General features: G+C 71.4%; 16 protein-coding genes. 5 read left to right on the forward strand and 11 right to left on the reverse strand.

All coding sequences use genetic code 11. The annotated features are described in order from the left end of the window. Positions 1 to 126: 126 nt before the first annotated feature. The 5 genes from AB0B96_RS21580 to AB0B96_RS21600 all read right to left on the reverse strand — a co-directional run bounded on the left by AB0B96_RS21580 (position 127) and on the right by AB0B96_RS21600 (position 6375). Positions 127 to 1137 (reverse strand): ABC transporter ATP-binding protein, encoded by a 1011-nt coding sequence (locus AB0B96_RS21580; RefSeq protein ID WP_362511345.1) that lies wholly within the window; start codon positions 1135 to 1137, stop codon positions 127 to 129. After that, the gene (locus tag AB0B96_RS21585) at positions 1134 to 2492 is read right to left on the reverse strand and encodes an ABC transporter ATP-binding protein (RefSeq protein ID WP_362901116.1); all 1359 of its coding nucleotides are present in this window, start codon (positions 2490 to 2492) and stop codon (positions 1134 to 1136) included. Before AB0B96_RS21585 ends, AB0B96_RS21580 begins: the two co-directional genes overlap by 4 nt. Positions 2493 to 2496: 4 nt before the next feature. Then, positions 2497 to 3450, reverse strand: a complete 954-nt coding sequence (locus AB0B96_RS21590; RefSeq protein WP_362901118.1) for an ABC transporter permease — start codon at positions 3448 to 3450, stop codon at positions 2497 to 2499. Between the two features lie 94 nt (positions 3451 to 3544). Next, on the reverse strand, positions 3545 to 4552 hold the full coding sequence (locus AB0B96_RS21595) for an ABC transporter permease (RefSeq protein WP_362901120.1): 1008 nt from the start codon (positions 4550 to 4552) through the stop codon (positions 3545 to 3547). Then, a complete protein-coding gene (locus AB0B96_RS21600) occupies positions 4549 to 6375 on the reverse strand; it encodes an ABC transporter substrate-binding protein (RefSeq protein ID WP_362901122.1) in 1827 nt (608 codons plus the stop codon). Before AB0B96_RS21600 ends, AB0B96_RS21595 begins: the two co-directional genes overlap by 4 nt. Before the next feature lie 464 nt (positions 6376 to 6839). On the opposite strand from AB0B96_RS21600, the gene AB0B96_RS21605 reads away from it, so the two are divergent. Beyond that, entirely contained in the window at positions 6840 to 7928 is a 1089-nt protein-coding gene (locus AB0B96_RS21605) for a cellulose binding domain-containing protein (RefSeq protein ID WP_362901124.1), read from the forward strand. Positions 7929 to 8058: 130 nt separating this feature from the next. On the opposite strand, the gene AB0B96_RS21610 is transcribed toward AB0B96_RS21605, so the two are convergent. After that, positions 8059 to 8616, reverse strand: coding sequence for a ferritin-like domain-containing protein (locus tag AB0B96_RS21610; protein ID WP_362901126.1), 558 nt, complete (start codon positions 8614 to 8616; stop codon positions 8059 to 8061). A gap of 117 nt (positions 8617 to 8733) precedes the next feature. Between AB0B96_RS21610 and AB0B96_RS21615 the strand changes: the two genes are divergently transcribed. Together AB0B96_RS21615 and AB0B96_RS21620 are read left to right on the forward strand one after the other, a co-directional pair. Next, positions 8734 to 9780: a YihY/virulence factor BrkB family protein gene (locus tag AB0B96_RS21615; protein WP_362901128.1), complete on the forward strand. Its 1047-nt coding sequence runs from the start codon at positions 8734 to 8736 to the stop codon at positions 9778 to 9780. 319 nt (positions 9781 to 10099) lie between these two features. Beyond that, on the forward strand, positions 10100 to 12199 hold the full coding sequence (locus AB0B96_RS21620) for a tetratricopeptide repeat protein (protein ID WP_362901130.1): 2100 nt from the start codon (positions 10100 to 10102) through the stop codon (positions 12197 to 12199). 34 nt (positions 12200 to 12233) lie between these two features. On the opposite strand, the gene AB0B96_RS21625 is transcribed toward AB0B96_RS21620, so the two are convergent. After that, the gene (locus AB0B96_RS21625; protein WP_362901132.1) at positions 12234 to 13094 is read right to left on the reverse strand and encodes a hypothetical protein; all 861 of its coding nucleotides are present in this window, start codon (positions 13092 to 13094) and stop codon (positions 12234 to 12236) included. Between the two features lie 346 nt (positions 13095 to 13440). On the opposite strand from AB0B96_RS21625, the gene AB0B96_RS21630 reads away from it, so the two are divergent. Both AB0B96_RS21630 and AB0B96_RS21635 read left to right on the forward strand, forming a co-directional pair. Continuing rightward, the gene (locus AB0B96_RS21630; RefSeq protein WP_350946269.1) at positions 13441 to 14454 is read left to right on the forward strand and encodes a LacI family DNA-binding transcriptional regulator; all 1014 of its coding nucleotides are present in this window, start codon (positions 13441 to 13443) and stop codon (positions 14452 to 14454) included. Between the two features lie 300 nt (positions 14455 to 14754). Beyond that, positions 14755 to 15462, forward strand: coding sequence for a neutral zinc metallopeptidase (locus AB0B96_RS21635; protein ID WP_362901135.1), 708 nt, complete (start codon positions 14755 to 14757; stop codon positions 15460 to 15462). Between the two features lie 265 nt (positions 15463 to 15727). Here the strand turns inward: AB0B96_RS21635 and AB0B96_RS21640 are convergent, their stop codons facing one another. From AB0B96_RS21640 to AB0B96_RS21655, 4 genes are all read right to left on the reverse strand, one after another. Beyond that, positions 15728 to 16678 carry a tetratricopeptide repeat protein gene (locus AB0B96_RS21640; protein ID WP_362901137.1) on the reverse strand — a complete coding sequence of 317 codons (951 nt, stop codon included), beginning with the start codon at positions 16676 to 16678 and terminating at the stop codon, positions 15728 to 15730. A gap of 180 nt (positions 16679 to 16858) precedes the next feature. Next, entirely contained in the window at positions 16859 to 18274 is a 1416-nt protein-coding gene (locus tag AB0B96_RS21645; RefSeq protein WP_362901139.1) for a hypothetical protein, read from the reverse strand. 252 nt (positions 18275 to 18526) lie between these two features. Then, positions 18527 to 18667, reverse strand: a complete 141-nt coding sequence (locus AB0B96_RS21650; RefSeq protein WP_350946273.1) for a hypothetical protein — start codon at positions 18665 to 18667, stop codon at positions 18527 to 18529. A gap of 197 nt (positions 18668 to 18864) precedes the next feature. Continuing rightward, complete coding sequence (locus AB0B96_RS21655) at positions 18865 to 21624, reverse strand: AAA family ATPase (protein WP_362901141.1); 2760 nt, start codon at positions 21622 to 21624, stop codon at positions 18865 to 18867. Between the last annotated feature and the right edge of the window lie 735 nt (positions 21625 to 22359).

Genomic DNA, 22359 nt, shown 5'->3' on the forward strand with positions numbered 1-22359 from the left:
CGGACGCCGCACGGCTTCCGGACAGATCGCGGATTCCCGGCGCTTCCGGGCTCCTCGACGTCTCAGCGGCCCCCTGCGCCCCGCCCGCACTCCACGACCCCGCCCCGGGTCTCTTTCCCAGCGGGGTCACGGGTGACCGACCGGCATCGCGACGACGTTGCGTGGAGCGGGGTGGAAGCAGGCGTGCTCCTGAGGCGTACCGCCGCCGTGGCCGAGCAGCGGGTGCTCGGACTCGCAGCGGCCGGTACGGAACGGGCAGCGCCGGGCGAACAGGCAGCCTTCGTCGAGGCGGCTCTCGTCGAGCGCCCCGGTCGGCGTCACCGGCTCCTCGCCCGGCCGCTCCAGGCCGTGCAGCACGGGGATGGCCGACAGCAACGACTGGGTGTACGGGTGCACCGGAGCGGAGATGATCGTCTCGACGTGGCCGCGCTCGACGACCTGCCCCCGGTAGATGACGTACAGCTCGCCGTCGTCGCCGATGTAGCGCGCGGTCGCCACGTCGTGGGTGATGAACAGCACGCTCACCCCGAGGCGCTCGCGAAGGTCCTTGAGCAGGGCGAGGATGCCCAGCCGCAGCGATACGTCGATCATGGAGACGGCCTCGTCGGCGACGAGCATCTCGGGGTCGACGGTGAGGGCGCGGGCGATGACGACCCGCTGGCGCATCCCGCCGGAGAGCTGGTGGGGGTAGCGCGGCAGCACGTAGCCGGGGTCGAGGCCGACCAGTTCCAGCAGTTCCTGGGCACGTCCGTCCGCCCACGAGCGTGATCGGCCGGTCTGCGCGGCTCGCAGCGCCAGCGGCGCGTCCAGCGTCTGGTGCACCGTACGGGTCGGGTTGAGCGCCGAGTACGGGTCCTGGTGGATGAGCTGGATCCTGCGGAAGTGGGGCTGGCGCTGCCTCGGACGCAGCGACGACATGGGCGTGCCGTCGATGACGATCTCTCCGGAGTCGTAGCTCTCCAGCCCGGCGATGATCCGCCCCAGCGTCGTCTTGCCGCAGCCCGACTCCCCGATGAACGACACCGCCCCGCCCTTGGGGATGGCGAAGTCGACGCCGCGCAGTGCCTTCACCTCCCGGCCGGCGAGTATGCCGCCCCGCTGCTTGAAGGTCTTCGTGACTCCCTGTCCAGTGATCACGCTTTCTCCCTCGGCCCATGTGTCCCGGCGGGCCTTCCGGCCCCCCGCGAAACCGCGTCCCGGTCCTCGTGGGCGTTCCCGTTCGTGTTCGCGGCCCCGTTCCCGTTCTTCGTCCCGTTCCCGGCGCCGCCGTCCGTCCCGCTCGTGGCGCGCGCGGCGACTCCGTCGCCGGTCCGGTGCGCGGTGCGCGCGGCGTTCGCGTCCTCGTCCGCGTGGCGGGCGGCGACGGCGTGGCAGGCCACGATCCACTCGCCGCGCGTGACGGCGGGCGGCTCCTCGGTCTCGCAGACGTCCATGCGCAGCTCGCAACGCTCCCTGAAGACGCATCCCCTCGACGGGACTGTCCCAAGCGTCGGCGGACGGCCGGGCAGTGCCCTCGCCTCCCCGATGTCGCCGACCAGACGCGGGATGGCCCGGATCAGGCCCTGGGTGTAGGGGTGGCGGGGTGCGCCGAGCACCTCGGTGGTCGGTCCCTGCTCCACCACGCGCCCGCCGTACATGACGGCCAGCCGGTCGGCGACCTCGGCCACCACGCCGAGGTCGTGGGTGATGACGAGCGTGGTGAGCCCGCGCTCCTCGTGGACCTCCCTGATGATCCGGAGGATCGTGGCCTGGCTGATCATGTCGAGCGCGGTCGTGGGCTCGTCCAGCACGACGAGATGGGCGTTGAGCACCAGCGCGAACATGATGCCGACCCGCTGGCGCATCCCGCCGGACAGCTCGTGCTGGTGGGAGTCGAGCACGCGCGCGCCGTCCAGGCCCATCCTGCCGAGCAGGTCCTTGGCGTCCCTGACCAGCTCCCTCAGATCCTGGATGTCGTGCGAACGCCCCAGGTCGAGGAGTTGCTTGCCGACCGTCTTGAGCGGGTTGAGGGAGTTCTGTGCCGCCTGGAAGACGTACCCGATGTGCCGTCCCCGCGCCCGGCGCAGATCGTCGCCCCGCAACTCCACGACGTCACCGAGCCCGTCGATCTCCACGCGGCCCGAGCGGATCCTGCCGGGGGGCTGGACCGCGTTCAGCAGCGACAGCGCCAGGGTGGACTTGCCCGACCCCGACTCGCCGACCACCCCGGTGATCGTCCCCGGCACCAGCTCAAGGTCGATCCCCGACACGGCGGGCAGTTCTCCCGCCGACGTCCGGTAGACGACGGACAGGTCGTCGACGCGCACTCCGGGCGGGCCGCTCCTTCCCGCCTCGCGGGAGTTCGCCGCGCCCTGGGCGCTCGCGGTGCTCTCGGTGCTGCCGGTGCCCTCCGGATTCCGGGAGCCCCGGGTGCGCCGGGCGCTCAGGGTTCTCACGGCGGCGGCCAGCCGCTCGCCCGGTGTCACGGACACCTTCTCCGAACGTGCGAACATCTGTTCAGTCCTCCCGCAACCGGGGGTTGAAGATCTCGTCCATGGCGTCGACGACGAGGACGATGCCCAGGGTGAGCAGCAGGATCGCCAGCAGCGGCGCCAGCATGTACGGCAGCGCGGTGGTCGTCGTCAGCGCGCCGCCGCCGAACACGGCGAGGTTGAGCATCACGCCCCAGTTGTTGGCGTCGAACGGCAGGACCCCCAGGAAGAACAGGCCCACCTGCGCGTACACCGCGCCGGTCACCGCGATGAGCATGTTCATCGCGATGAAGGGAGCCATGCTGGGCAGCAGTTCCCTGCCGACGATGTGCCTGCCGGACAGACCGAGCCCTCTGGCCGCCTCGATGAAGCCGCGCTCGCGCAGCGAGAGGGTCTGCGCCCGTACGGCGCGCGCCACACCGCCCCAGCCGAGGAGTCCGAGCACCAGGCCCATCTCGAGCGCGCTGGTGAACTTCCAGACGGTCGACAGGACGAGCAGCAGCGGGAGGGCGGGGATCGTGAGCTTCATGTCGGTGATCCGCATGAGCACGGAGTCCCAGCGTCCGCGCCGGAACCCCGCGAAGAGCCCGACGGCGGTGCCGACGGCCACCGTGATCACGGCGGTGACCAGCGCGGTCAGCAGGACGTACCGGGCGCCGGTGACCACCAGGGCGAGCACGTCCGTGCCCTCGAAGTCGGTGCCGAAGGGGTGTGCGAGGCTCGGCGCGGCGTAGAGCGCGTTGTCGTCGCGCGGCAGCCGCGCGGGGTAGAGCAGCGGCCCGAAGATCCCCATGAACGCGAACATGGCCAGGATCGCCACGCCCACGATCCGGCTGGGCTTGCGCCGCAGGACCCGCCAGACGCCGCGCCGGAAGTTGCGCCGCAGCGTCGCGCGGGTGCCGGCGATCCCCGAGGTCCCCGAGGTCCCCGGGGTGCCGGGTGCGCCGGGGGCGCCACCCGTGATGACCGGTGCCGTCACGCGATCACCCCCGCGGTGCGGGTGTACGGGCTCGTGAGATCCGCCGCCCGCGTGCCGGAAAGGCGGTTTCCCACGGCTCCCCTGATTCGTCCGGTCATGACGCCTCCTGTCCGGAACGGACCCGTGGGTCGATGGCGGTGTAGAGCATGTCGGCGACGATGTTCGCGATGACGATCGCCACGGTGATCAGCAGGAAGGCCCCGCCCATCAGCGCGTAGTCGCGGTCGGTGATGCTGTTGAGCAGCAACAGGCCGAGCCCCGGGTAGGTGAAGATCCGCTCGATGAAGATCGCGCCGCCGAAGAGCAGACCCAGCGAGAGCGCGAGGATGGTGAACAGCGGCAGGATCGCGTTGCGCGCCACGTAGCGGAAGATGACGCCGCGCTTCATGCCGCGCAGCTCGGCGGCGAGGATGAAGTCGTCGCCCAGCACGGTGACCACGCTCGACTTCATCGCCAGGATCCAGCCCCCGTATCCGGCCAGCGCGTAGGTGAGGATCGGCAGCGTGGCGTACTGGATCAGCGAGCCGATGTAGGGGGCGTTGAGGCCGGGTTCGAGCGTGACGTCCGCCGTGCCGCTCGCGGGGAAGATCGGCAGCAGGGTCGTGAAGACCGCGCTCAGCAGCAGCGCGAGGACGTACTGCGGCAGGCCGTGCAGCAGCGAGCCCGAGACGGCCAGGATGTCCCCCAGCTTGCTCGACCGCTTGATCGCCGCGTAGACGCCCAGGATGATGCCGACCGCGAAGCTGAGCAGGGTTCCGACGAGCACCGGCAGGATCGTCCACGTCGCCGCCGAGGCGAGCAGGGTGGTCACCTCCGCGCCGGGAACGCTCAGCGACTGGCCGAGGTCGAGGTGGAGCAGACCTCTCATGTAGCCGACGTACTGCTCCCACATCGTGCCCTTCGGCATGAACCCGTACAGCACCGCGACGGCGCGTTCGGCCTGTTCCGGCGACATGCCCTGCTCGACCAGCTTCTCGTAGCGGGCCTGCATGGGGTCTCCGGGGATGTTCCTGATGATCACGAAGCTGATCGTGGTGACCACCAGGATCATGGCGAGCCCGCGGACGAGGTGGCCCGCGAGGCGGCGTGCGATGACCGTCATATCTGGCTCCTCCTCTTGATCATGCCCAGCTGGAGCCAGACCCCGGAGGTGAGGCGCAGCGCGTCGCTGTCGTCGCCGGGGAATCCGGTGAAGCGGGTGGTGTTGACGACCTGGGTGTTGACGTAGTCCCACAGCTGGATCACCGGGAGGTCCTGGTTGGCGGTCCTGGCGAGGGTCGAGACGATCCCCCGCTGCTCCGCCTCGGGCACCGAGTTCAGCTTCACCGCCAGCTCGCCGGGATTGACCCTGCCCACGCCCTTGACGTCGATGATCTCGGCGCCGCCCATCCAGTTGCCCTCCGTGCCGGGGGCGACGTGCTTGAGCCTGCCGCCGAAGAGCTGCCAGCCGTTCTGCGCGCCGTACAGGCGCTGGAAGATGTTGTAGGGGGCCGGGCCGAGCGCCACCAGCCAGAAGCCGAGGTCGTACTTCCCTGCCGCCATCTCCTCCAGGTAGAGCGGGTAGTCGGCGGTGGTGACCACCTCCGCGTCGATCCCGGCGTCGTTGAGCTGGCTGGTGACGGCCTTGGCGCCCGCCAGCCAGTCGGAGAAGGAGGCGGGCACGTTGATGGTCATCTTCCAGGGGCTGCCGTCGGGCATCGTCCACCTGCCGTCGACCTTTCTCATCCCCGCGGCCCGCAGCTCGCTCTCGGCCCTGGCGGGGTCGTGCCGATAGGGATCCAGGGCGGCGAGGCCGTCGCCCAGCCACGCCTTCGCGGCCTCCTCGTGCAGGCCGGAGGTGGTGGCCGAGGCGGCGCCCCCCTCGGGGGAGGCGACCTTGGTGACCTGCGCACGGTCGATCAGGTACGCCAGTGCCCGGCGTACGTGCACGTTGTCGTAGGGCTTCCTGGACTGGTTGAACGCGAGTCCCATGCTGACCGGCGAGTATCCCCTCACGATGGTGTTTCCCGGGGTCTCGGTGATCCGCCGCATCACCCCCGCGGGGACCGCGGTGAACGGGGCGTTGTCCAGCCTGCCGGAGACCAGGTAGTTCCAGACCTGCTCGTTGCCGGTGTAGTTGAGGATGCGCACCTGGTCGGCGGCGACGTTGGCCGCGTTGTAGAAGTTCTCGTTCTTGACCAGCAGCGCCTCGCCCGGGTTGACGCGCTTCAGCACGAACGGCCCGGCTGAGACGTCCCTGGGCGGGGCGAAGGAGATCACCTTGTCCGCGAGGCTGGTGATCCCCGCCCGGGCCACCTCCGCGCCGGGGGCGTCGCTCTGCGCGAGCTTCAGCTTCTGCCAGAAGTCGGCGGGCAGCACACCGCGCCAGACGTGCTCCGGGACGATGACGGTCTCCATGACGCTGCGAACGAAGGAGGAACTCGGGTTCTTCGCCGCCTGGGTGATCTTGATCGTCCGATCGTCCACGATCTTGATGTCGGAGGCCGTACCGGCCGCGGAGGGGTCGAGGGCGTAGGCGGTGCCACCCTGGGTGTAGGCCAGGCCGATGGAGAACCTCACGTCCTCCGCGGTGATCGGCTCGCCGTCGGACCACTTGCCGTCCGGGCGGAGCTTGAGGGTGATCGAGGACTGGTCTGGGGCGACCTGCCAGCTCTGCGCGACCCCCGGGTAGAACCGGTTCGGATCGGTCAGGTGATTCTTGGTCCACCCGAGCCACTCGGCGTTGAACCCCCGGAAGGCGTTGCCCTTGGGGTTGTACGGGTTGACCGGCGCGTTCGCGTCGATGCCCGGCTTCAGCGCGTCGATCGTGGTGAAGACGTCACCGGCGGAGCCGGCGGAGCCGGCGGAGCTGTCCGCGTTGCCGCCACACGCCGCGGTGGCGGCTGCGAGGCAGAGGGAGACCGCTACCGCTGCTAGTCGCTTCATGAACGCTCCGTTGGGTGTTCTTCGAGGTCAGGGCACTGATACCGAGGTGTGGTGTTGTCCGGACAATACGTTCACCCTGCCGTCAACGTCAATTATCTCCACTCTTGTGATGCTCTCTGTAGCTTTCCTTCACCAGCCGCCCACCGGGGTTTCACCCACGCGCCGATCATCGTCGGCCCCGTGTGGAGCGGGCGATCCGATCCGCGCGGAGAAGATCCGGTCCGCGCGCGGGGAGGTGGACGATCTCACCGGGGTGTGAGGCCGCCCAGCGGCCCCGGACCCGGCCCCGTCCGGAAGGCACGAAGGACACGGAAGGCCGCGAGACACGAGAGCGGGCTGAAAGTTACACCCTCCCGGCGAGAACCGCGCAGGTCAGGACCCCGCGGACGCGGACGGCTTCCTGCCCCCGCCCGGGACGCCTAGCATCGGCCCGCAGCCGGGCGAGACCGAAGCGGGAGCGGAAGATGCGAAGAACGGCACGCGGAGGCGGCACGATTCTCACGGTTCTGGCGACCGCGATGGCCGCGGTCGTGACCCTGGGACTCCTGCTCGCGGGCACCGCGGTCCCCGCGCAGGCGGCGGCCACCAGGATCATGGCACTCGGGGACTCCATCACCGGCTCCCCCGGATGCTGGCGCGCCCTGCTGTGGAACCGCCTCGTGAACGCGGGACACACCGGCATCGACTTCGTCGGCACCCTGCCGCCCCAGGGCTGCGGCGTCGCGCACGACGGGGACAACGAGGGACACGGCGGGGCGCTGGTCACCAACGTCGCCGACCAGAACCAGCTTCCCGGCTGGCTCTCGGCGACCAGGCCCGACATCGTGATGATGCACTTCGGCACCAACGACGTCTGGAGCAACCGTCCGACCGCCACCATCCTGTCCGCGTACGGCAAGCTGGTGGACCAGATGCGGGCGAGCAACCCCGACACGAAGGTCCTCGTCGCCCAGATCATCCCCATGAACCCCGGCACGTGCGGTGAGTGCGCGCAGCGGGTCTCCGCGCTCAACGCGGCGATTCCCGGATGGGCCGCGAGCAAGACCACCGCGCGGTCACCGGTGATCGTGGTCGACCAGTGGACGGGCTTCACCACCGGGTACGACACCTACGACGGGGTGCACCCCAACGCGTCGGGCGACCAGAAGATCGCCGACCGGTGGTTCCCCGCGCTGGCCGCCCTGCTCGGCTCCGGGCCGACCACCACCCCCACCCCGACGATCACTCCGACGCCGACCGTCACTCCCACGGCGGGCCATGGTTGCACCGCCGTCTACCGGACGACCAACCAGTGGTCGGGCGGCTTCCAGGGTGAGGTGACCGTCAAGAACACCGGCCCGGTGGCCATCACCGGCTGGACGGCGAACTGGACGTTCACCGGGCGGCAGATCAACCAGGCGTGGAACGCGACGGTCACCCAGTCGGGAGTCGCCGTCTCGGCGCGGAACGCCACCTGGAACGGCTCCCTGGCACCCGGCGCGACCACGGTCTTCGGCTTCCTCGCCTCGGGGCCGGGCTCCCCCGTCCCCGAGGTGTCCTGTACGGCCGACTGACCCGCGGGGCCCCGCGCCGGAGTCCCCTCGATCCGGCTCCGGCGCGAAGGGCCGTGCGGGACGCCGACCGGCGTGAACACGAGCGGGCCCCCGGCCATTTGAGGCCCGGGGGCCCGCTCGTGTTCACGCCTTACGCGTCCTGGCTCTGGCTCAGAGCGCCGGGAAGCCTCTCCAGCAGGCTCTTCAGATCGTCGGCGTGCTCCTCTTCCTGGGCCAGCAGGTCCTCGAAGACGCGCCTGGTGGTCACGTCGTCGTTGCCGAGCCAGTTGACGATCTCCGTGTAGGAGGCGATCGCGATCCGCTCCGCGACCAGGTCCTCCTTGACCATCTCGATCAGGTCGAGGCTGTCGTCGTACTCGGCGTGCGAGCGCGCCGCCAGCGTCTCGGGGTTGAAGTCCGGCTCGCCACCGAGCTGGACGATGCGCTGGGCGAGACGGTCGGCGTGCTCCTGCTCCTCGGCGGCGTGCTCCAGGAACTCCGCGGCCACCACCCCGGCGTGGATGCCCGAGGCGGTGTAATAGTGGCGCTTGTAACGGAGCACGCAGACCAGCTCGGTCGCCAGGGCCTCGTTGCACACCTGGATCACCCGGGGCAGGTCCGCGCCGTAGGCCGACGTGATCGGCCCCTTGTCGATCTCCTGACGCGCCCGCGCCCGGAGCTCCTTGATATCTGTGAGGAATTCAGCCATGAGCCTGCCCTACCCAGAATCGGCGGGTTATCCGGCACCGTTTGTTCGCGGTGTCGCTTTCTGGGTAGCCGCCCGCTCGACATGGGAACAGCGACGAAGGTCCCGCAGACGCGGACCATGAACGGTGAAGAGCTCTCGGCCGACCACGCCTGGGCCGCCCTGCGCGAATACGGCCGCTGGCATCTGGTCCGCGACTCCTTCAGCAGGTTCAGATACGGCGAGGGCATGACCAACGCCAGGGCCCTGGCGTTCCAGGTCTGCCTGTCGATCATCCCCGGTGCGATCGCGCTGGTCGGGCTGAGCTCGGTGATCAACCAGGAGCATCTCGGCGAGGTGCTGGAGCTGGTCCTGAGCAAGCTCGCGCCGGGGGCGGGGGTGGAGGCGGTCAAGGACGTGCTCTCCGACAGCCACCGGCAGGCGGGCCGTACCGGGGGTGTCATCGCGCTCTGGCTCGGCCTGGCCACCGCCGTGTCCTCACTGACCAGCGCCATGGCCCAGGTGGAGCGGGGGGCGAACCGCATCTACGGCGTCGAGCGGGACCGTCCCTTCCACCGCAAGTACGGCAGGGCTCTGCTGATGGCGCTGACGGCCGGCGCCTTCATGACCGCCGGTTTCGTGGTGATGGTCGGAGGCGGCGCCATCGGCAGGGCCCTGGCCCAGGTCTACGACTGGAGCGACGGCGCCAGGGAGGCGTTCGACCTGGTGCGCTGGCCGCTCGGCTTCCTCCTCGCGCTGCTGTCGACCTCGGTGCTGTTCCGCGCCGCACCGCGCAGGAGGCAGCCCGGTCACACCTGGCTGGCGTTCGGCGCCCTGGTCTCGCTCGTCCTGTGGACGGTCTTCACCCTCCTGCTCGCCTTCTACACCGAGAGCAGCGGCACCTTCGGCGCCACGTACGGACCGCTCACGGCCGTCATGGCGCTGCTGCTGTGGTCGTTCCTCAGCTCGATCGCCCTCTTCCTGGGGCTGGCGTTCGCCGCGCAACTGGAGGCCGTCCGCGCCGGGCGGGCGGATCCCGTTCATCCCGACCCCGGCCCCACCGCGGCCGAGGAGCGAGAGCCCCTGGTCGGCGCGGTGGGTACGGCGGCCGTCACGATCGCCAGGACGCTCGTGGGAGCCCTGCGCGGGCACCGGCGGGAGTCGGGGAACGGGCCGCCCCATCCGTAGCGGCTCATCCCTGAAGGCCCGCCCGTAGCGGCCCGCCCATAACGGTGCGTCCGTAGGCGCCCGTCCGTAGGCGACCCGTTCCACGACGACCGGCCGCTCCGCCGTCTCGTCCCACCCTGCCCCGTCCGGGGCGCCGCGTGATCATCGGAGGATCTCAAGGTCCCCCGGTGCTCCGGAGGGCGGCTCCCCCGGGCGCCCGAGCGTGATCTGGAAAACCAGGCGTGACATCGGGATACCCATCTCGATAGTCAACTCATCAACCAAGAGCCTCTTCCACCATAGTGAGATATATTCATGTGCGGATCCGAAGGGGGCGAGGGTGTCGGCACAGGAACGCAGGCTCGCGGCCATCGCGGCGGCATCGGCCGACGCCTTCCGGAGCGGCGACTACCACCAGGTGAGGGCCGAGGACGTCGCCGAGCGGGTCCGGCTGCCGCGGGGCACCGAGGGCGACAGAGGCCGCAGCGCCGTCTGGCTGTACAACGAGGTCAGGAGCCGGCGCGTGCTGGTGGCCCTCGCGGTCAAGCACGCCTTCGACGAGTTCACCTCGGACGACCTCGCGCCCGAGCCGCCGCGCTCCCTGCTCGACGCGCGGCGCCTGGTCACGGCTGCACTGCGCAGGGTGGCGCGTTTTCACCAGGTGGAGCGCTTCATGCTGGCCCAGGTGCGCCTGGGCATCGGTGACATCTCCACCTCCGAGAAGCGCCCGTCGGCCGGGCAGAGCCAGCCGGTGTGGGAGACGGCGGAGGTCTACGGCGCCACCGCCGCCGCGGGGTGGGAGGGCCGCGTCACCGCGTACGCGCGATTTCTGGAGCCCCGGCTGGAGCTCGCCGCGCTCGCGGTCGCCGTCCCGTCCGCGGGGTGGGCCGCGGCGAGTGCCGAGCGCCTGTCCGAACTCGCCTTCCGGTCGATGGCCGACGACCCCGAGGGAGTGGCGGAGCACCAGGCGACCGCGCTCTGCGCGCACTGGTTCGCCCGCGACCTGTTCCCGCTGGCCGGGGAGTGGGCCGAGCGGCTGCACACCGCCGAACGGGCCGCCGAGCTCGCCGAGCGGATGGACTCCGGCGGCCGTGCCAGGAGCCGTGCCCTGGAGATGGTCCTGCAGGTGCTGCTCGACGGCAGCCCCCTGCTCGCGCGGGCGGCGGAGGTCGGCGGCGAGCTGGCCGACCTGCTGGCGGCCGGTGACCTCGACCCGCGCACCCTCTGCGACGTGACCAGCAGGCAGGGTATCGCCCTGCTGCGCCTGGGCGACCTGCCGGGCGCGAGGTCGTGCTTCGAGCGGTCGCTGCGGGTGGCGGGAGGGCTTCCCGCCTCCGCGGACGCGACGTCGCTCGGCGCGCGGGCCCGGCACAACCTCGCGGAGGTGCTGGTGGAGGCCGGCCGTCCCTGCGAAGGGCTGCGCGAGCTGACGAAGGTGAGCGAGCAGCGCGTCGAAGGTGTCCCCGCCACCGGGGTCACCCCGGCGTGGCGGGGGTTCACGCTCACCCGGCAGGCGATGGCCAGGGCCGCCTCCCGCGCGGGCCGGATCGTCACCGGCGTGACCCTGGCCGAGGCGACGCTCGCCGACCGCGAGCAGCGCCTCGGTCCCGACAGCGTCAACACCGCCTCGGCCAGGGTGACCCTCGCCGAGGCCCTGCTCGCGGCGGGCCAGCCCGCGCAGGCACGTCACCACCTGACCGAGGCGCTCCGGCTGCGGACGCAGCACCTGCCGCCCGAGGGCTACTGGCCCCAGTACGACACGGTGCTTCTGGCGGAGATCGAGCTGACCGCGGGGTTCCCCGCGCAGGCGGTGCGGCTGCTCACCGGGGTCACCGTCACCACGGAGTGGTTCGCCCGGCAGGTCTCGCCCCGGCTGGGCGCCGAGGCGACACTGGTCCGCGCCACGGCCCTCACCGCCTCGGGCGAGCCCGCCCAGGCGCTCGCCGCCCTGCGTACACTCCCGGCCGAACGACCGGTGCGTCGCGCCCAGGCCGCCGCGCAGCTGGCCCTGGGCGACGCGGCCGGGGCGGCGCGGGTGCTCGCCTCCCTCGCGAAGGACGAGCACGACATGGACGACGACTTCCCCGGCCAGGCCGAGCGGCTGCTGCTCGCCGCCCGGGCCGCGTACGCCCTCGGTCTGGAGGACGAGGCGGAGACCACCGGCGCGGCGCTCGTCGCCATGGGCGAGGACGTGCTGGAGGCCTCACACCCGCTGGTTCTCGCCGGGCGCCTGGAACTCGCGCTGTGCCGGATGGGCTCGGGAAAGGTGGAGGAGGTGGCGCCCCTGCTGGCGCCCCTGCTCGACCGCCGCCCGCTGGCTCACGGCCGCCCGCCCCTGGGCGACGGGCACCCGCTGCTGGCCGAGGCCCGGTCGGTGGCCGCACGGGTGGGCGAGCCCACGTCGAGCACCCCGGAGGACCGTCTGTGGGAGGACGACTGACGTGCCGTCCCGGCCTGCCCGGTGGACCCGTCGGTCACGGTTCTCCGCGACGGGTGCCACGCGACCCCGTACGGTGGGCTCGCCTTCCCCCGCGGCCGGGTGCGGCGGGCCGGCCGAGGTGGGTGAGCGTGCTGGCCAGGTCGTCCGCCGCCTTGGGCCAGAGCGGGTCGTCGTCGGAAGTGGCCTCCAGGAACAGGCCGAAGTGCCCCGCCGCCCGCTCCAGGTCGGCGGCGCTGCCGGTGGCGATCCCCCTGCTCCGCAGGAGCCCGCCCAGGGCGAACGTCGCCTGGTTCGTGGCCGGGTCGCCCTCCGGCAGGTGGGGGAGCACGTCTTCGAGCAGGGCGACGGCCTCGCCGAGATCGGTGCCCGCCCCGGGCCGGGTGGCGCGCAGGGCCAGCGTCGTACCCAGCCGGTAGCGCAGATAGAGGGCCGACCACCTGTCGTCGCACTCGCGCAGGGCCGCCCTGAGCCTGTCGACCGCGAGGTCCAGGTCGTAGGGCACGCCCCGGTCCGCGTGACGGCTCAGCAGCAGCTCGGCGAGGGCCTCGTGGTCGGCGGCGCTGAACCAGGCGTTCTCCTCGTGAAGGTCGTCCGCCTCACAGAGCATGGTGATGGCGACGTCGCGATCGGCAGGATCCCCGAACTCCTCCCAGCGGATCTCGTGCACCCGTCCCACCAGGGCGAAGGACCATTGGTCGCAGTCGTGGGCGAGGAGCCAGCCCGCGTGTTCGGCCGCCTCGTCGAGATCCGTCCGGCTCACGGTGCCCGGGAGATCGTCGTCGGCGCACCGGCGCAGGATCGCCTGGGTGAGCGCCTGGCGCCACCCGGCCTCGCCATAGGTGCCGTCCATCTTCGCCCGCAGGGCACGCAACCGCGTGACCTCGTCCCCAGCCATGCCGGATCTCCCTTCCAAGACTGTATGAAACTATATAAAGAGAATCCGCCCTTCCTTGTGGTAAGTAAATAACTGTCGCCAAAGGGGAAGCCGGACGGCGGCAGTGTGGCGCGACCGGTTCCTGCGAGCGTGGGCCCTGTGCCGCGTCCACGCCGACGGGGCCTGAGCGCCGCTCGGGCCGCTGGTGGCGGCGGCGGCGAATATTTCCGGCGGCCACAAAAATTTTCCACCCTCCGATAACGATCAGGCTCCGGGGGCGTATCGGGCGAGAGTCCGTTGGGAGACGAAGAGGCGTATTCCCAGGCCACCGGCCACACTCCGAAAGGTTTCGGATATGCTGCCGGGCATGCCAGGTAAGCCCCGGGTGACGATCGCCCGCATCGCCGAGGAGGCGGGTGTCTCCGCGCCGACGGTATCGAAGGTGATCAACGGCAGGGCCGAGGTGTCGCCCGAGACCCGCAAGCGGGTCGAGCGGCTGCTGCGCGAGCACGGCTACATCCGGCGCACGACCGGTTCCGACGGCCCGGCGGGCCTGATCGACCTGATCTTCGCCGAGTTGGAGAGCCCGTGGGCGATGGAGCTCGTCCGCGGGGCCGAGAAGGCGGCAGCGGAGGCAGGGGCCAGCATCGTCATCTCCGTCCTGCACACCCACGCGGGCCCCGGCCGCGACTGGCTCGACCGGCTGGCCGCCCGCCGCACCGACGGTGTGATCATCGTCGGCTCCCACCTCTCGGCGCAGCGCTACGACCGGCTCAACTCCCGCTCGATCCCTTTCGTGGTCGTTGATCCCGAGGGCGAGCCCGCTCCCGGAGTGGCCTCGGTGGGCGCGACCAACTGGCAGGGTGGCCTGACCGCCACCCGGCATCTCCTGGAGCTCGGCCACCGCAGGATCGGCATGATCGGCGGTCCGCCCGACGTGCTGTGCAGCCGCGCCCGCATAGACGGCTACCGGGCCGCGCTGGAGACGGCGGGGGTCGAGGTCGACCCCGCGCTGATCCTGTACGGCGACTTTCTCGTCGGCTCAGGCCACGACCACGGCCACACCCTGCTCTCACTGCCCGACCCGCCCACCGCCATCTTCGCCGGCTGCGACCTGCAGGCCTTCGGCGTCTTCGAGGCCGCCAGGCAGCGCGGGTTGCGCGTCCCCGACGACCTGAGCGTCGTCGGCTTCGACGACCTGCCCCTGTCCAGGTCCGCCTGGCCGCCGCTCACCACGGTCCGCCAGCCTCTGGAGGAGATGGCCTTCGTCGCCGCCCGCATGGCCCTGGGCATCTCCCGTGGTGAGTCCCCCGAGCCCCGCCGGGTCGAGCTCTCCACCGACCTCATCATCCGCGAGAGCTCCGCTCCCCCGGCGGGCTGACCGCCCCCTCACCTTCCCGCCGTCCGCCGGGCCCGGTCGCGGACCGTCGTCCCCGTCGGGGGAGCGATCGTCTCCGCTTGGGGGCCATGATCGCGGGAGGGGCCGGGGGATCGCTTCGCGATGATTATGACGTGCCGCTAATTCCTCGAATGCGGCGACGAATTAGCACGATATTTCGTACGATCTCGCGATAGCTCCTCTCCCGTATTACCTTTCCTCGTATGGTGACGCTGCCCTGCGAAAAAACCCGGCGATAGACCATTATCCGGTATGTGGCCGCCAGCGACGGGGGAGAGAACCATGGCCGCTTCACGACGGAGAACCACCCGCCTCGCGCTCGCCGTACTGCTCACCGGCGCGCTGCTCGCGGGCATCGTGGGTACCGCGGGCACCGCGACCGCCACGACAGGCGCGAACGCCCCGGTGGGCGCCTCCGCCGCGAGCGGCCTCGACGACATCAACGAGGACATCCGCAGCGCGCGGTACGTCATCAACCGCTTCTGGGCGACACACTGGCCGGATTTCTTTCCCGGCAGGTATTCACCTCCGCGCGTTCTCGGCGGGTATGACGGCGCGTGGGGCAACACGCCGACATGCCGGGGATATCCCCTTCCCGATGACAACGCCCTGTACTGCTGGCCGCCCTACGACTTCATCGCCTGGGACGTCGACCTCATGCGAATGGGATACCGGCAGGGCGACGCCTGGGTCTATCTGATCATCGCGCACGAATGGGGTCATGCCGTCCAGGCCCGCATCCCCCAGCGGCTGCTGTCCCGGCAGCTCGAACTCCAGGCCGACTGCCTCGCCGGAGCCACGCTCTTCGGAGCCGCGGAGGACGGCATCCTGTTCTTCGAGACCGGCGACACCGAGGAGATCGCGGCGGCCCTGCGGGCACACGCGGACGACACCCCCTGGACCGACGTGAGCGACCACGGCACCGCCGCGCAACGCCTGGGCGCTTTCAACCGGGGCGCACGCCAGGGCGTGGGGGGATGCTTCGCGTGACGAGGGCGAGGACGTTCCCGGCTCACGACCACCACAGCACCCGGCTCACCGCCGGGTAGGACCCCGGCCCGGATGACGGAGGGGTCATCTGGGCCGGGGGCGTGAAGCCCACCCCCCGGTCCGCGTGCGGGTCTCCCCTCCCGCACGCGGACCCCCGGCCCGCACGAGTCCCCTCCTCCCCGCGCGGGACGCGAACCCCGTCCCCGCCACCGCGCTCCACCTCCCCGAGGAAACCGGCCTCCGGTTCCGTACGGGAGGCGAAGGGTCAGACGCGGATGCTTCCCGCACGTTCCATCAGGGCGGCCAGACGGCCGGCCCGTTCGATGTCGCCGGCGTGCACGGAGGCGGCTCTGGCGATCTCCAGTGGTTCCATGGCCGCCGGGAGGCGGCCCGCGTCCATGAGAAGGTCCGCCCACTCCCCCGCCACGGCGGCGAGGTAGCCGTGGTCGGCGGCCTGGACGTCCTCCGACAGGGTGAGCCCGCGGCGGATCGTCACCGACTCCGCGTAGGCGGCGATGGCCTCCTCTCGTCTGCCCAGCGCGGCGAGCAGCCACCCGAGGCCGTGCAGCGCGGTGGCGAAGGCCACCGCGCCGGCGGACGGGTTCTCCGCGGCGAACCCGCGCCGGATGGAGACGGCTCTCGTGCTGTGGAGCACGGCCTCCTCCAGCCGCCCCAGCGACGCCGTCCGCTGGGCCAGGGTGTGCAGCGCCATGGCGAGACCGGGCTCGTGCGCGACCGGGTTCCGCGCGGCGAGATCCCGGTAGATGTCGACCGCCTCGCGGGCGGCGTCCAGGGCGGCCTCCGGCCTGCCGATGCGACCCAGGTCGCAGGCGAGGCCGTTCAGCGAACCCGCGAGGTGGGGCAGGTGGTCGCCGGGGCGCGCCCGCGCCAGCTCGCGCCTGACGGCAACCGCCTCGCGGCCCACCTCGACCGCCTCGTGCCTGCGGCCCAGCCTGACGTACCGGGTCGCCGCCCCGGCCAGGCACAGGGCCAGGTCGGGAAGGTAGGTGTCACGGTCGTCCGCGGCCAGCCGCCGGACGATCGTGAGAGCCTCCTCGCTCGCGGCGAGCGCCTCCCCGTGACGCCCCGCCGCTCCGAGCACGCTGGAGCGGCGGCTCAGCGACAGGGCCAGACGGTGCGCGCGCTCCGCGGACGCACCGCCGTCCTCCACCTTCACCACGGTCTCACCGGGGTGCTCCGGTCCGCGGACCGGCAAGGGGTGGCGTCCATCCCTTCTCCTTGAGCATGAGAACTCTCCTTGAACTCGAACGGTGTCAACGGGATCCATCTCGCCTCCTTTCGCCGAACCGAGCCGTCGGCGACGATGACCAGATCTTCTGCTGTTTTGGAACGCTCCGATTTCGGAGGTGACGACTTCCCGAGGGGCTTCTCGCCCCTAGCCGAGACCTCGCGCGGAAACCCACCTCGTCCCGGCGGGAAACCCTCTGTCCCGGAAGTCGAGGAGGGCCCCGAGCCCCTTCTTCCCCGGAAGCGTCTCCGCCTCCCGCGGGCCGTCCGGCAGCACCTGCCAGACGGGGTCGCGCCGGAGGACCGGCCGCTCCCTTTCCGTCTCCCCCTCGGCTACCGGTGTCCAGAGCGTGCGGACGCCGTGCTCGTTGACGAGGCGCAGGCGGGTACGGCACCCGGGGCAGCGGATCCCTCCCGCACCGAGGTCCTCGCGGCGGGCGGTGAAATAGCCGTACTGGTCCACCCCCCGCTCGTTCCACGACAGGTCCATGTGCCGGTCCCAGTCGACCTTCGCCGCACGCCTGCCCTTGGGAGCGCAGATCGGGCAGGGCACTCGCACCTCGTCCCAGAACCGTGAGGACGCCAGTTCGGGGTCGCGGTGGCCGACGTTCCTCACCATCCCGGTGACATCTCTCCCGCCGCCCTCGGGGGGTCTCCGGATCTGCGGGACGGTGGTGATCGGATCGGCGTGGTTGACGAGCCTGGCGAAGCGGTCGGCGTGAGCGTCGCTCAGCAGGGGGACGCCCAGGACGGCACGGGCGGTGAGGTGCTCCATCCGCCGGATGCCGCCCGAGGGGCGGGCGGCGTACGCGGAGGTGATCATGGGAGGTGTGGAGCCGCGCGGCAGCAGCCACAGCGTGGCCAGCAACTCGCTCACCGTCCAGAACGACGCGAAGTAGTCCGGGGTGGGATGGACGATCGCCCTGCCCGTCGTGACGATCTCGTACATCAGCCGCGCCACGCCCTCCCACATCTGCTGCCGGGTGACCACCTCGGCCGGGTAGGAGTACTCGCGAGGCGACACCATCCGCACGGTGACCGAGTGGGCCTTCTCGAAGGCCTCGCGCCACTCCCCCGCCTCCCGCCGGCGCTCGCCGTGGAAACTGAGGAAGTAGTCGGCCGGCTCGTCGAACATCCAGTAGTGCGCCCGAGGTTCGGGCAGGCGTGGCGCGGGTGTCCTGACCGCGCCCAGCACGCGGCGCAGACGCCGCTCCAGCCACACGCCCAGCTCCGGGTTTTCCAGAACCTCACCGTGGACGGGGGCGTGGCTGGCGCGGGTCAGCACGTTGCGCGGCAGCGGGGTGCGGCTGAGGACGATGCTGCCCGGGTCGAGTTTGGCGCGCATGTTGAAGGCCTCGTAGACGTCCTCCGGCCCCTCGACCGAACAGTCCCACACGACGAAGGTCGACGCCCGCTGCGCCGCGAGCGCGGTGATCTGGCCGGCGCCGGGAAGAGCGACCGCGAGGCGGATCCCCAGTCTCGCGCAGATCGGCCGTATCCAGTTGTCCAGCAGGTCGTGACCGTCGTCGGTCGGTGGCACGAAGGCCGTCATGGTGGCGTTCACGCGACCGCCCCGGCCGACCCCGCGCGACCGTTCCCCTCGGGACGCACCACCGGCACGTCCCGTACGTCGAGAAGTGCCCGCGGTACCGTACCGGCCCGCGGCCGGCGGTGCGCCCGGCCCGGCTCGGGTCCGCGGCGCCGGCGTCCCGTTGTGAGGTGCGATGTGCTGCCCATCCGATGTTCTCCCCTGGCGTGCACTCCATGGACGACGATCTCCAGCCCCTCAGGGGGGGCGCGGCATCCCCTCGTGCGGTCATCCGTCCAGGTGGGTTTCCAGGAGGGTGACCAACTCGATGACACCGTGGAAGGGGACGGGCTGCGCGGAGTCGTCGGACGCGACCGTCCCGGCGATGTGACCGGTGGCGGTCCTCTGGACGTCGATGGTCAACCGCATTCCGGCCTCCTTCTGCGGCACCGCTCTCCCGGCGCTCTGGCGGCGCCCACGGTAGTCGCCGGGAGAGCGGAAGGCGTCCAGGTACCACCCCTACGGATGGCACGACGGACCTTGACATGCCCGCTTCACCTGCACCGGCCCGGCCGCGCCGCCGGTATGCCGCTCCTGTGAGCCGGGTGTCCGGTCCCGGCCGCCGGTCAATCCCCGGGGTCGGACAGGACGGCGCGCAGCTCGATCCGGTTGGTCACGTTCAGCTTCGCGTAGATGCGGTTCAGCTGCGTCTCCACGGTGCTGATCGTCACCGAGCGCCGCTGCGCGATCTGACGGGTGGTCATGCCCTCGCAGACCATCGCCACGACCTCGCGCTCGGCCCCGGTGAGGCTGCTGAAGGCGGCGTTGGGGCCGTCCACGGAGAGCCTGAGCTCCCCGGCCGTCTTCAGCGCGAGGGCGGCGTAGGCCGCGGCGCCGGTGCGGTTGAAGGCGACCAGTGCCCGCCGAAGCAGCCGTTCCGCCTCGGCGTGGCGCCCTCTGGCGTGCTGGGAGCGCGTCATCACCAGGTCGATCCTTCCCGCCTCGATCGGCAGGCCCACCTCGCGGGCGAGTGCGAGGGCCTCCTCGCACTCCCGTACGGCGCGCGTGTGGTCTCCCCTCGCCGCGGCGATCTGGCCCCTGACCCTCGCGATGGACATCAGGGTCGAGCGGCGCCCGCTGGAGGCGGCCCTGTCGCTGAAGACGTCCAGCGCGGCCTCGGCCTCCTCGACCCGGCCCAGCTGGGAGAGCGCGTCGGCGCAGACCGGGCCGAACAGGTGGGTTCCCGGCTCCAGGGAGTCGTAGTGCGCCTCGATGGCCTCGGCCGCGACGAGCAGCCGCTGGGTGTCCCCCTGGGCCTGGGCGATCGCCGCACGCGCGCCCGCCGCGTAGGCGAGGCTCACCCTGCTCTCGACGATCGGCGCCCACTCCGCGGCCTGGCGTGCGTGCTCGCGCGCCTGGTCCCACTCTCCCCTGGCCGCCTGGGGGAAACACGCCAGGGAGTGCAGGAGCGCGTAGTCCCAGACCCGCTCGTTCTCCTCGGCGTCGCCGACGGCGAGCCTGGTGAACTGGACGGCGTCGTCGAGCCTGCCCCGGCGGAACTCGACCTCGCCCAGGAAACCGAGTGCCTGGCCGACCCGCAGCGCCTCGCCGCGCGTGGCCCGCGCGACGCCGTCACGCAGGTCGGCGGACGCGCCCTCGAGATCGTCGGTCCACAGCCGGATCATCCCGCGGGCCACCAGCCCGTCCAGCCCGGCCACCGACCCCGGCAGGTCGGCGTCCGTCAGGGACGCCAGCGCCTCCTCGGCCCGTCCGGCCAGGGTCCAGCCCAGGGACCGGGCGAACCAGGCGAAGGCCCGCACCCATGGCTCGTGACTGCCCGCCGCGACGGCGGCCGTACCGTATTCGACCATCTCGGGGTAGGAGATCTCGACCACCCCGATGATCGCGAGCTGGGCCGCGACGCGCGCCCGCAGGTCGGCGGGCGCGTGCGGGTTCTCCGCCCCGTCGCGCTCGGCGGCGCCCAGTGCCTGGACCAGCAGCAGCTTCGCCTCCGCGACGCGCCCGGAGATCAGTGCCTGGTAGCCGGCGACGTAGTCGCGCCAGGGACCCGGTGGCGCGGCGAGGACCTCACTCTCGTAGCGCCGGGCGACGGTGGCGTCGCCGGAGACCAGCAGGGTCTCCACGGCCGTCAGCAGGCGGGCCACCCTGTCCGGTCCCGGTGGTGTCAGTTCCACCGCGTGGCGGGCGTACACCGCGGCGAGGGGAAGCCTGCCCCGCGCCAGCAGGAACCGGGCCTCCTCCTGGGCCAGCTCGGCGAGCTCGCCGTCCGTACCGCCTCCGGACGCCGCGATCCCGTGCCACAGCGCGCCGGGGCCACCGAGCAGCGCGGCGCTGCGGTGCAGGGCGCGGCGGCGCTCGATGCCGGAGTCGTAGTAGATGCCGTCCCAGACGAGCAGGGTGGTGAACGCGAACTCCTGCCCCGCCGTCCCGGGGATCTCCTTCACCAGCCCGGCGCCGACGGCCTCCGCGAGGGGGGTGGTGGCGTCGGCGACGCCGGCCAGGGCACGCAGGTCGGTCAGGCCGAAGCGGCGGCCGAGCACCGCCGCCGCACCGACGACCTCGCGGGTACGGCGGTCACACGACGCCAGCCTCGCCACCACGGCCTGCGTCATGCCACGGGGGGCGGGCAGCGGGCCGTTGCCGAAGTTGATCGAGTGCATCTCCACCTGGTCCAGCAGGAGGAGTGAGTGCAGCGCGTTGCCGTCGGTGTGCTCGTGCAGCCTTCTCGCGCCGGAGAGGGTGAGCCCGTCGTGGCCGGTCGCGACGGCGAGCCGCACCAGATCGTCGGCGGGGAGTCCTTCGACCTGGAGCAGGCGCCCCTGCGGCGAGTCGAAGATGCGGGCCCAGCCCTCGTGGAGTTCCAGGCGGGGCGCGTCCGGCGCCGCTCCCGTCGCGTATCCCGGAGCCTGGTGGACGACCAGGAGCATGACCTGGGCGTTGCGCAGGCGCCGGGCGGCCAGGCGGAGCGCGGCCATCGACTGCCGGTCGCCGCAGTGCGCGTCGTCGACGACCACGATCAGCGCGTCGGCGGCGACGAGTTCCGCCGCGAGGGCCTGGCCGACGAAGGCGGCCTCGGCCTGGCCGGCCAGCGTCCTGGCGAGCACCGGGGTCGGTAGCTGCTCGGCGATCTGCTCCAGGACGCCCCACGGGTGGGCGAGCGCGTCCTCGTCACCGAAGGCGCGAACGGTCCGCACGCCGGGCACGGTACGCAGGAAGCGCTCGATCAGCTCGGTCTTGCCGATCCCGGACGCCCCCCGGACACCCACGATCCGCGCGTCACGACGTCCGGCATCCCTCCACGCCTCCCCGAGAAAGTCGAGTTCCCGCTTCCGGCCGATGAACAGCGGAGAGGTTCTGCCGTACAACGCAGCGCTCCCTTTTTCACGATTCACATGTTCTTGACGGCGATTATGGGTCAGGAATCAGCCTGTCGGCACGCGTTTCATCTGAAGATTTCTCACGAAACGGATTCGAGTAAATTTCACGTCGCCCGCCCTCGCGGGCACGGAACGCCTTCGGACGCAGGCCGCGCCCCCCGGACACTCTGGATTCCATCGTCCGGCGGGTCAGCGACGCCCCTTCCCCTCGGCCCTCCCACGGCATTTTCCGAAATGGGAGCGGTCCATCTTCGACAAAGGTGCGGCAGCCTGCGGATACGGCCGACCGAAAGAGGAGGCGACCATTGATTGCCTCACCCGCGAGACGCATTTCACGATTCCCGCACCGAGTAAGTGCCTGATGACATAAAGTGATCAAAACCTCGCATGTCGCGCGAGACGTCACACGGCGCACCGAGTACGACTCTCCAGCCACGGCCACCCCCTTTTTTTTCGGACGCCTGGAACGGAAGGTGAGGCAGGAGAGAGATCACCGACGGCGCGGGCGGTGCCCAGCGGACGACCTGCCACCCGGCGATCAGGCGCTGCCACAGGAACTCCCGCGAGTTCGCGCTGAGCCTGCGCCTGCGCACCCTGACAGGAACGCCACACCGAGAGTAGTGAACCGCTTGGCGTTCCGTCGGGATTCCTGAAGTGTCGCCGGTAATTGAGATGTCTGGCCGGAGGCAGTGAGCGGGGGTGTGCCGATGAGCCTTGGTGTGG

Source organism: Streptosporangium sp. NPDC049046 (assembly GCF_040649155.1).
In the GTDB taxonomy this organism is placed as follows: Bacteria; Actinomycetota; Actinomycetes; order Streptosporangiales; family Streptosporangiaceae; genus Streptosporangium.

Bases quoted from the DNA above. Each gene is read 5' to 3' on its own strand.
- AB0B96_RS21625 (WP_362901132.1), bottom strand. From the start codon at position 13,094: ATGGCTGGGGACGAGGTCACGCGGTTGCGTGCCCTGCGGGCGAAGATG.
- AB0B96_RS21585 (WP_362901116.1), bottom strand. From the start codon at position 2,492: ATGTTCGCACGTTCGGAGAAGGTGTCCGTGACACCGGGCGAGCGGCTG.
- AB0B96_RS21610 (WP_362901126.1), bottom strand. From the start codon at position 8,616: ATGGCTGAATTCCTCACAGATATCAAGGAGCTCCGGGCGCGGGCGCGT.
- AB0B96_RS21650 (WP_350946273.1), bottom strand. From the start codon at position 18,667: ATGCGGTTGACCATCGACGTCCAGAGGACCGCCACCGGTCACATCGCC.
- AB0B96_RS21635 (WP_362901135.1), top strand. From the start codon at position 14,755: ATGGCCGCTTCACGACGGAGAACCACCCGCCTCGCGCTCGCCGTACTG.
- AB0B96_RS21630 (WP_350946269.1), top strand. From the start codon at position 13,441: ATGCCAGGTAAGCCCCGGGTGACGATCGCCCGCATCGCCGAGGAGGCG.
- AB0B96_RS21595 (WP_362901120.1), bottom strand. From the start codon at position 4,552: ATGACGGTCATCGCACGCCGCCTCGCGGGCCACCTCGTCCGCGGGCTC.
- AB0B96_RS21605 (WP_362901124.1), top strand. From the start codon at position 6,840: ATGCGAAGAACGGCACGCGGAGGCGGCACGATTCTCACGGTTCTGGCG.
- AB0B96_RS21615 (WP_362901128.1), top strand. From the start codon at position 8,734: ATGAACGGTGAAGAGCTCTCGGCCGACCACGCCTGGGCCGCCCTGCGC.
- AB0B96_RS21600 (WP_362901122.1), bottom strand. From the start codon at position 6,375: ATGAAGCGACTAGCAGCGGTAGCGGTCTCCCTCTGCCTCGCAGCCGCC.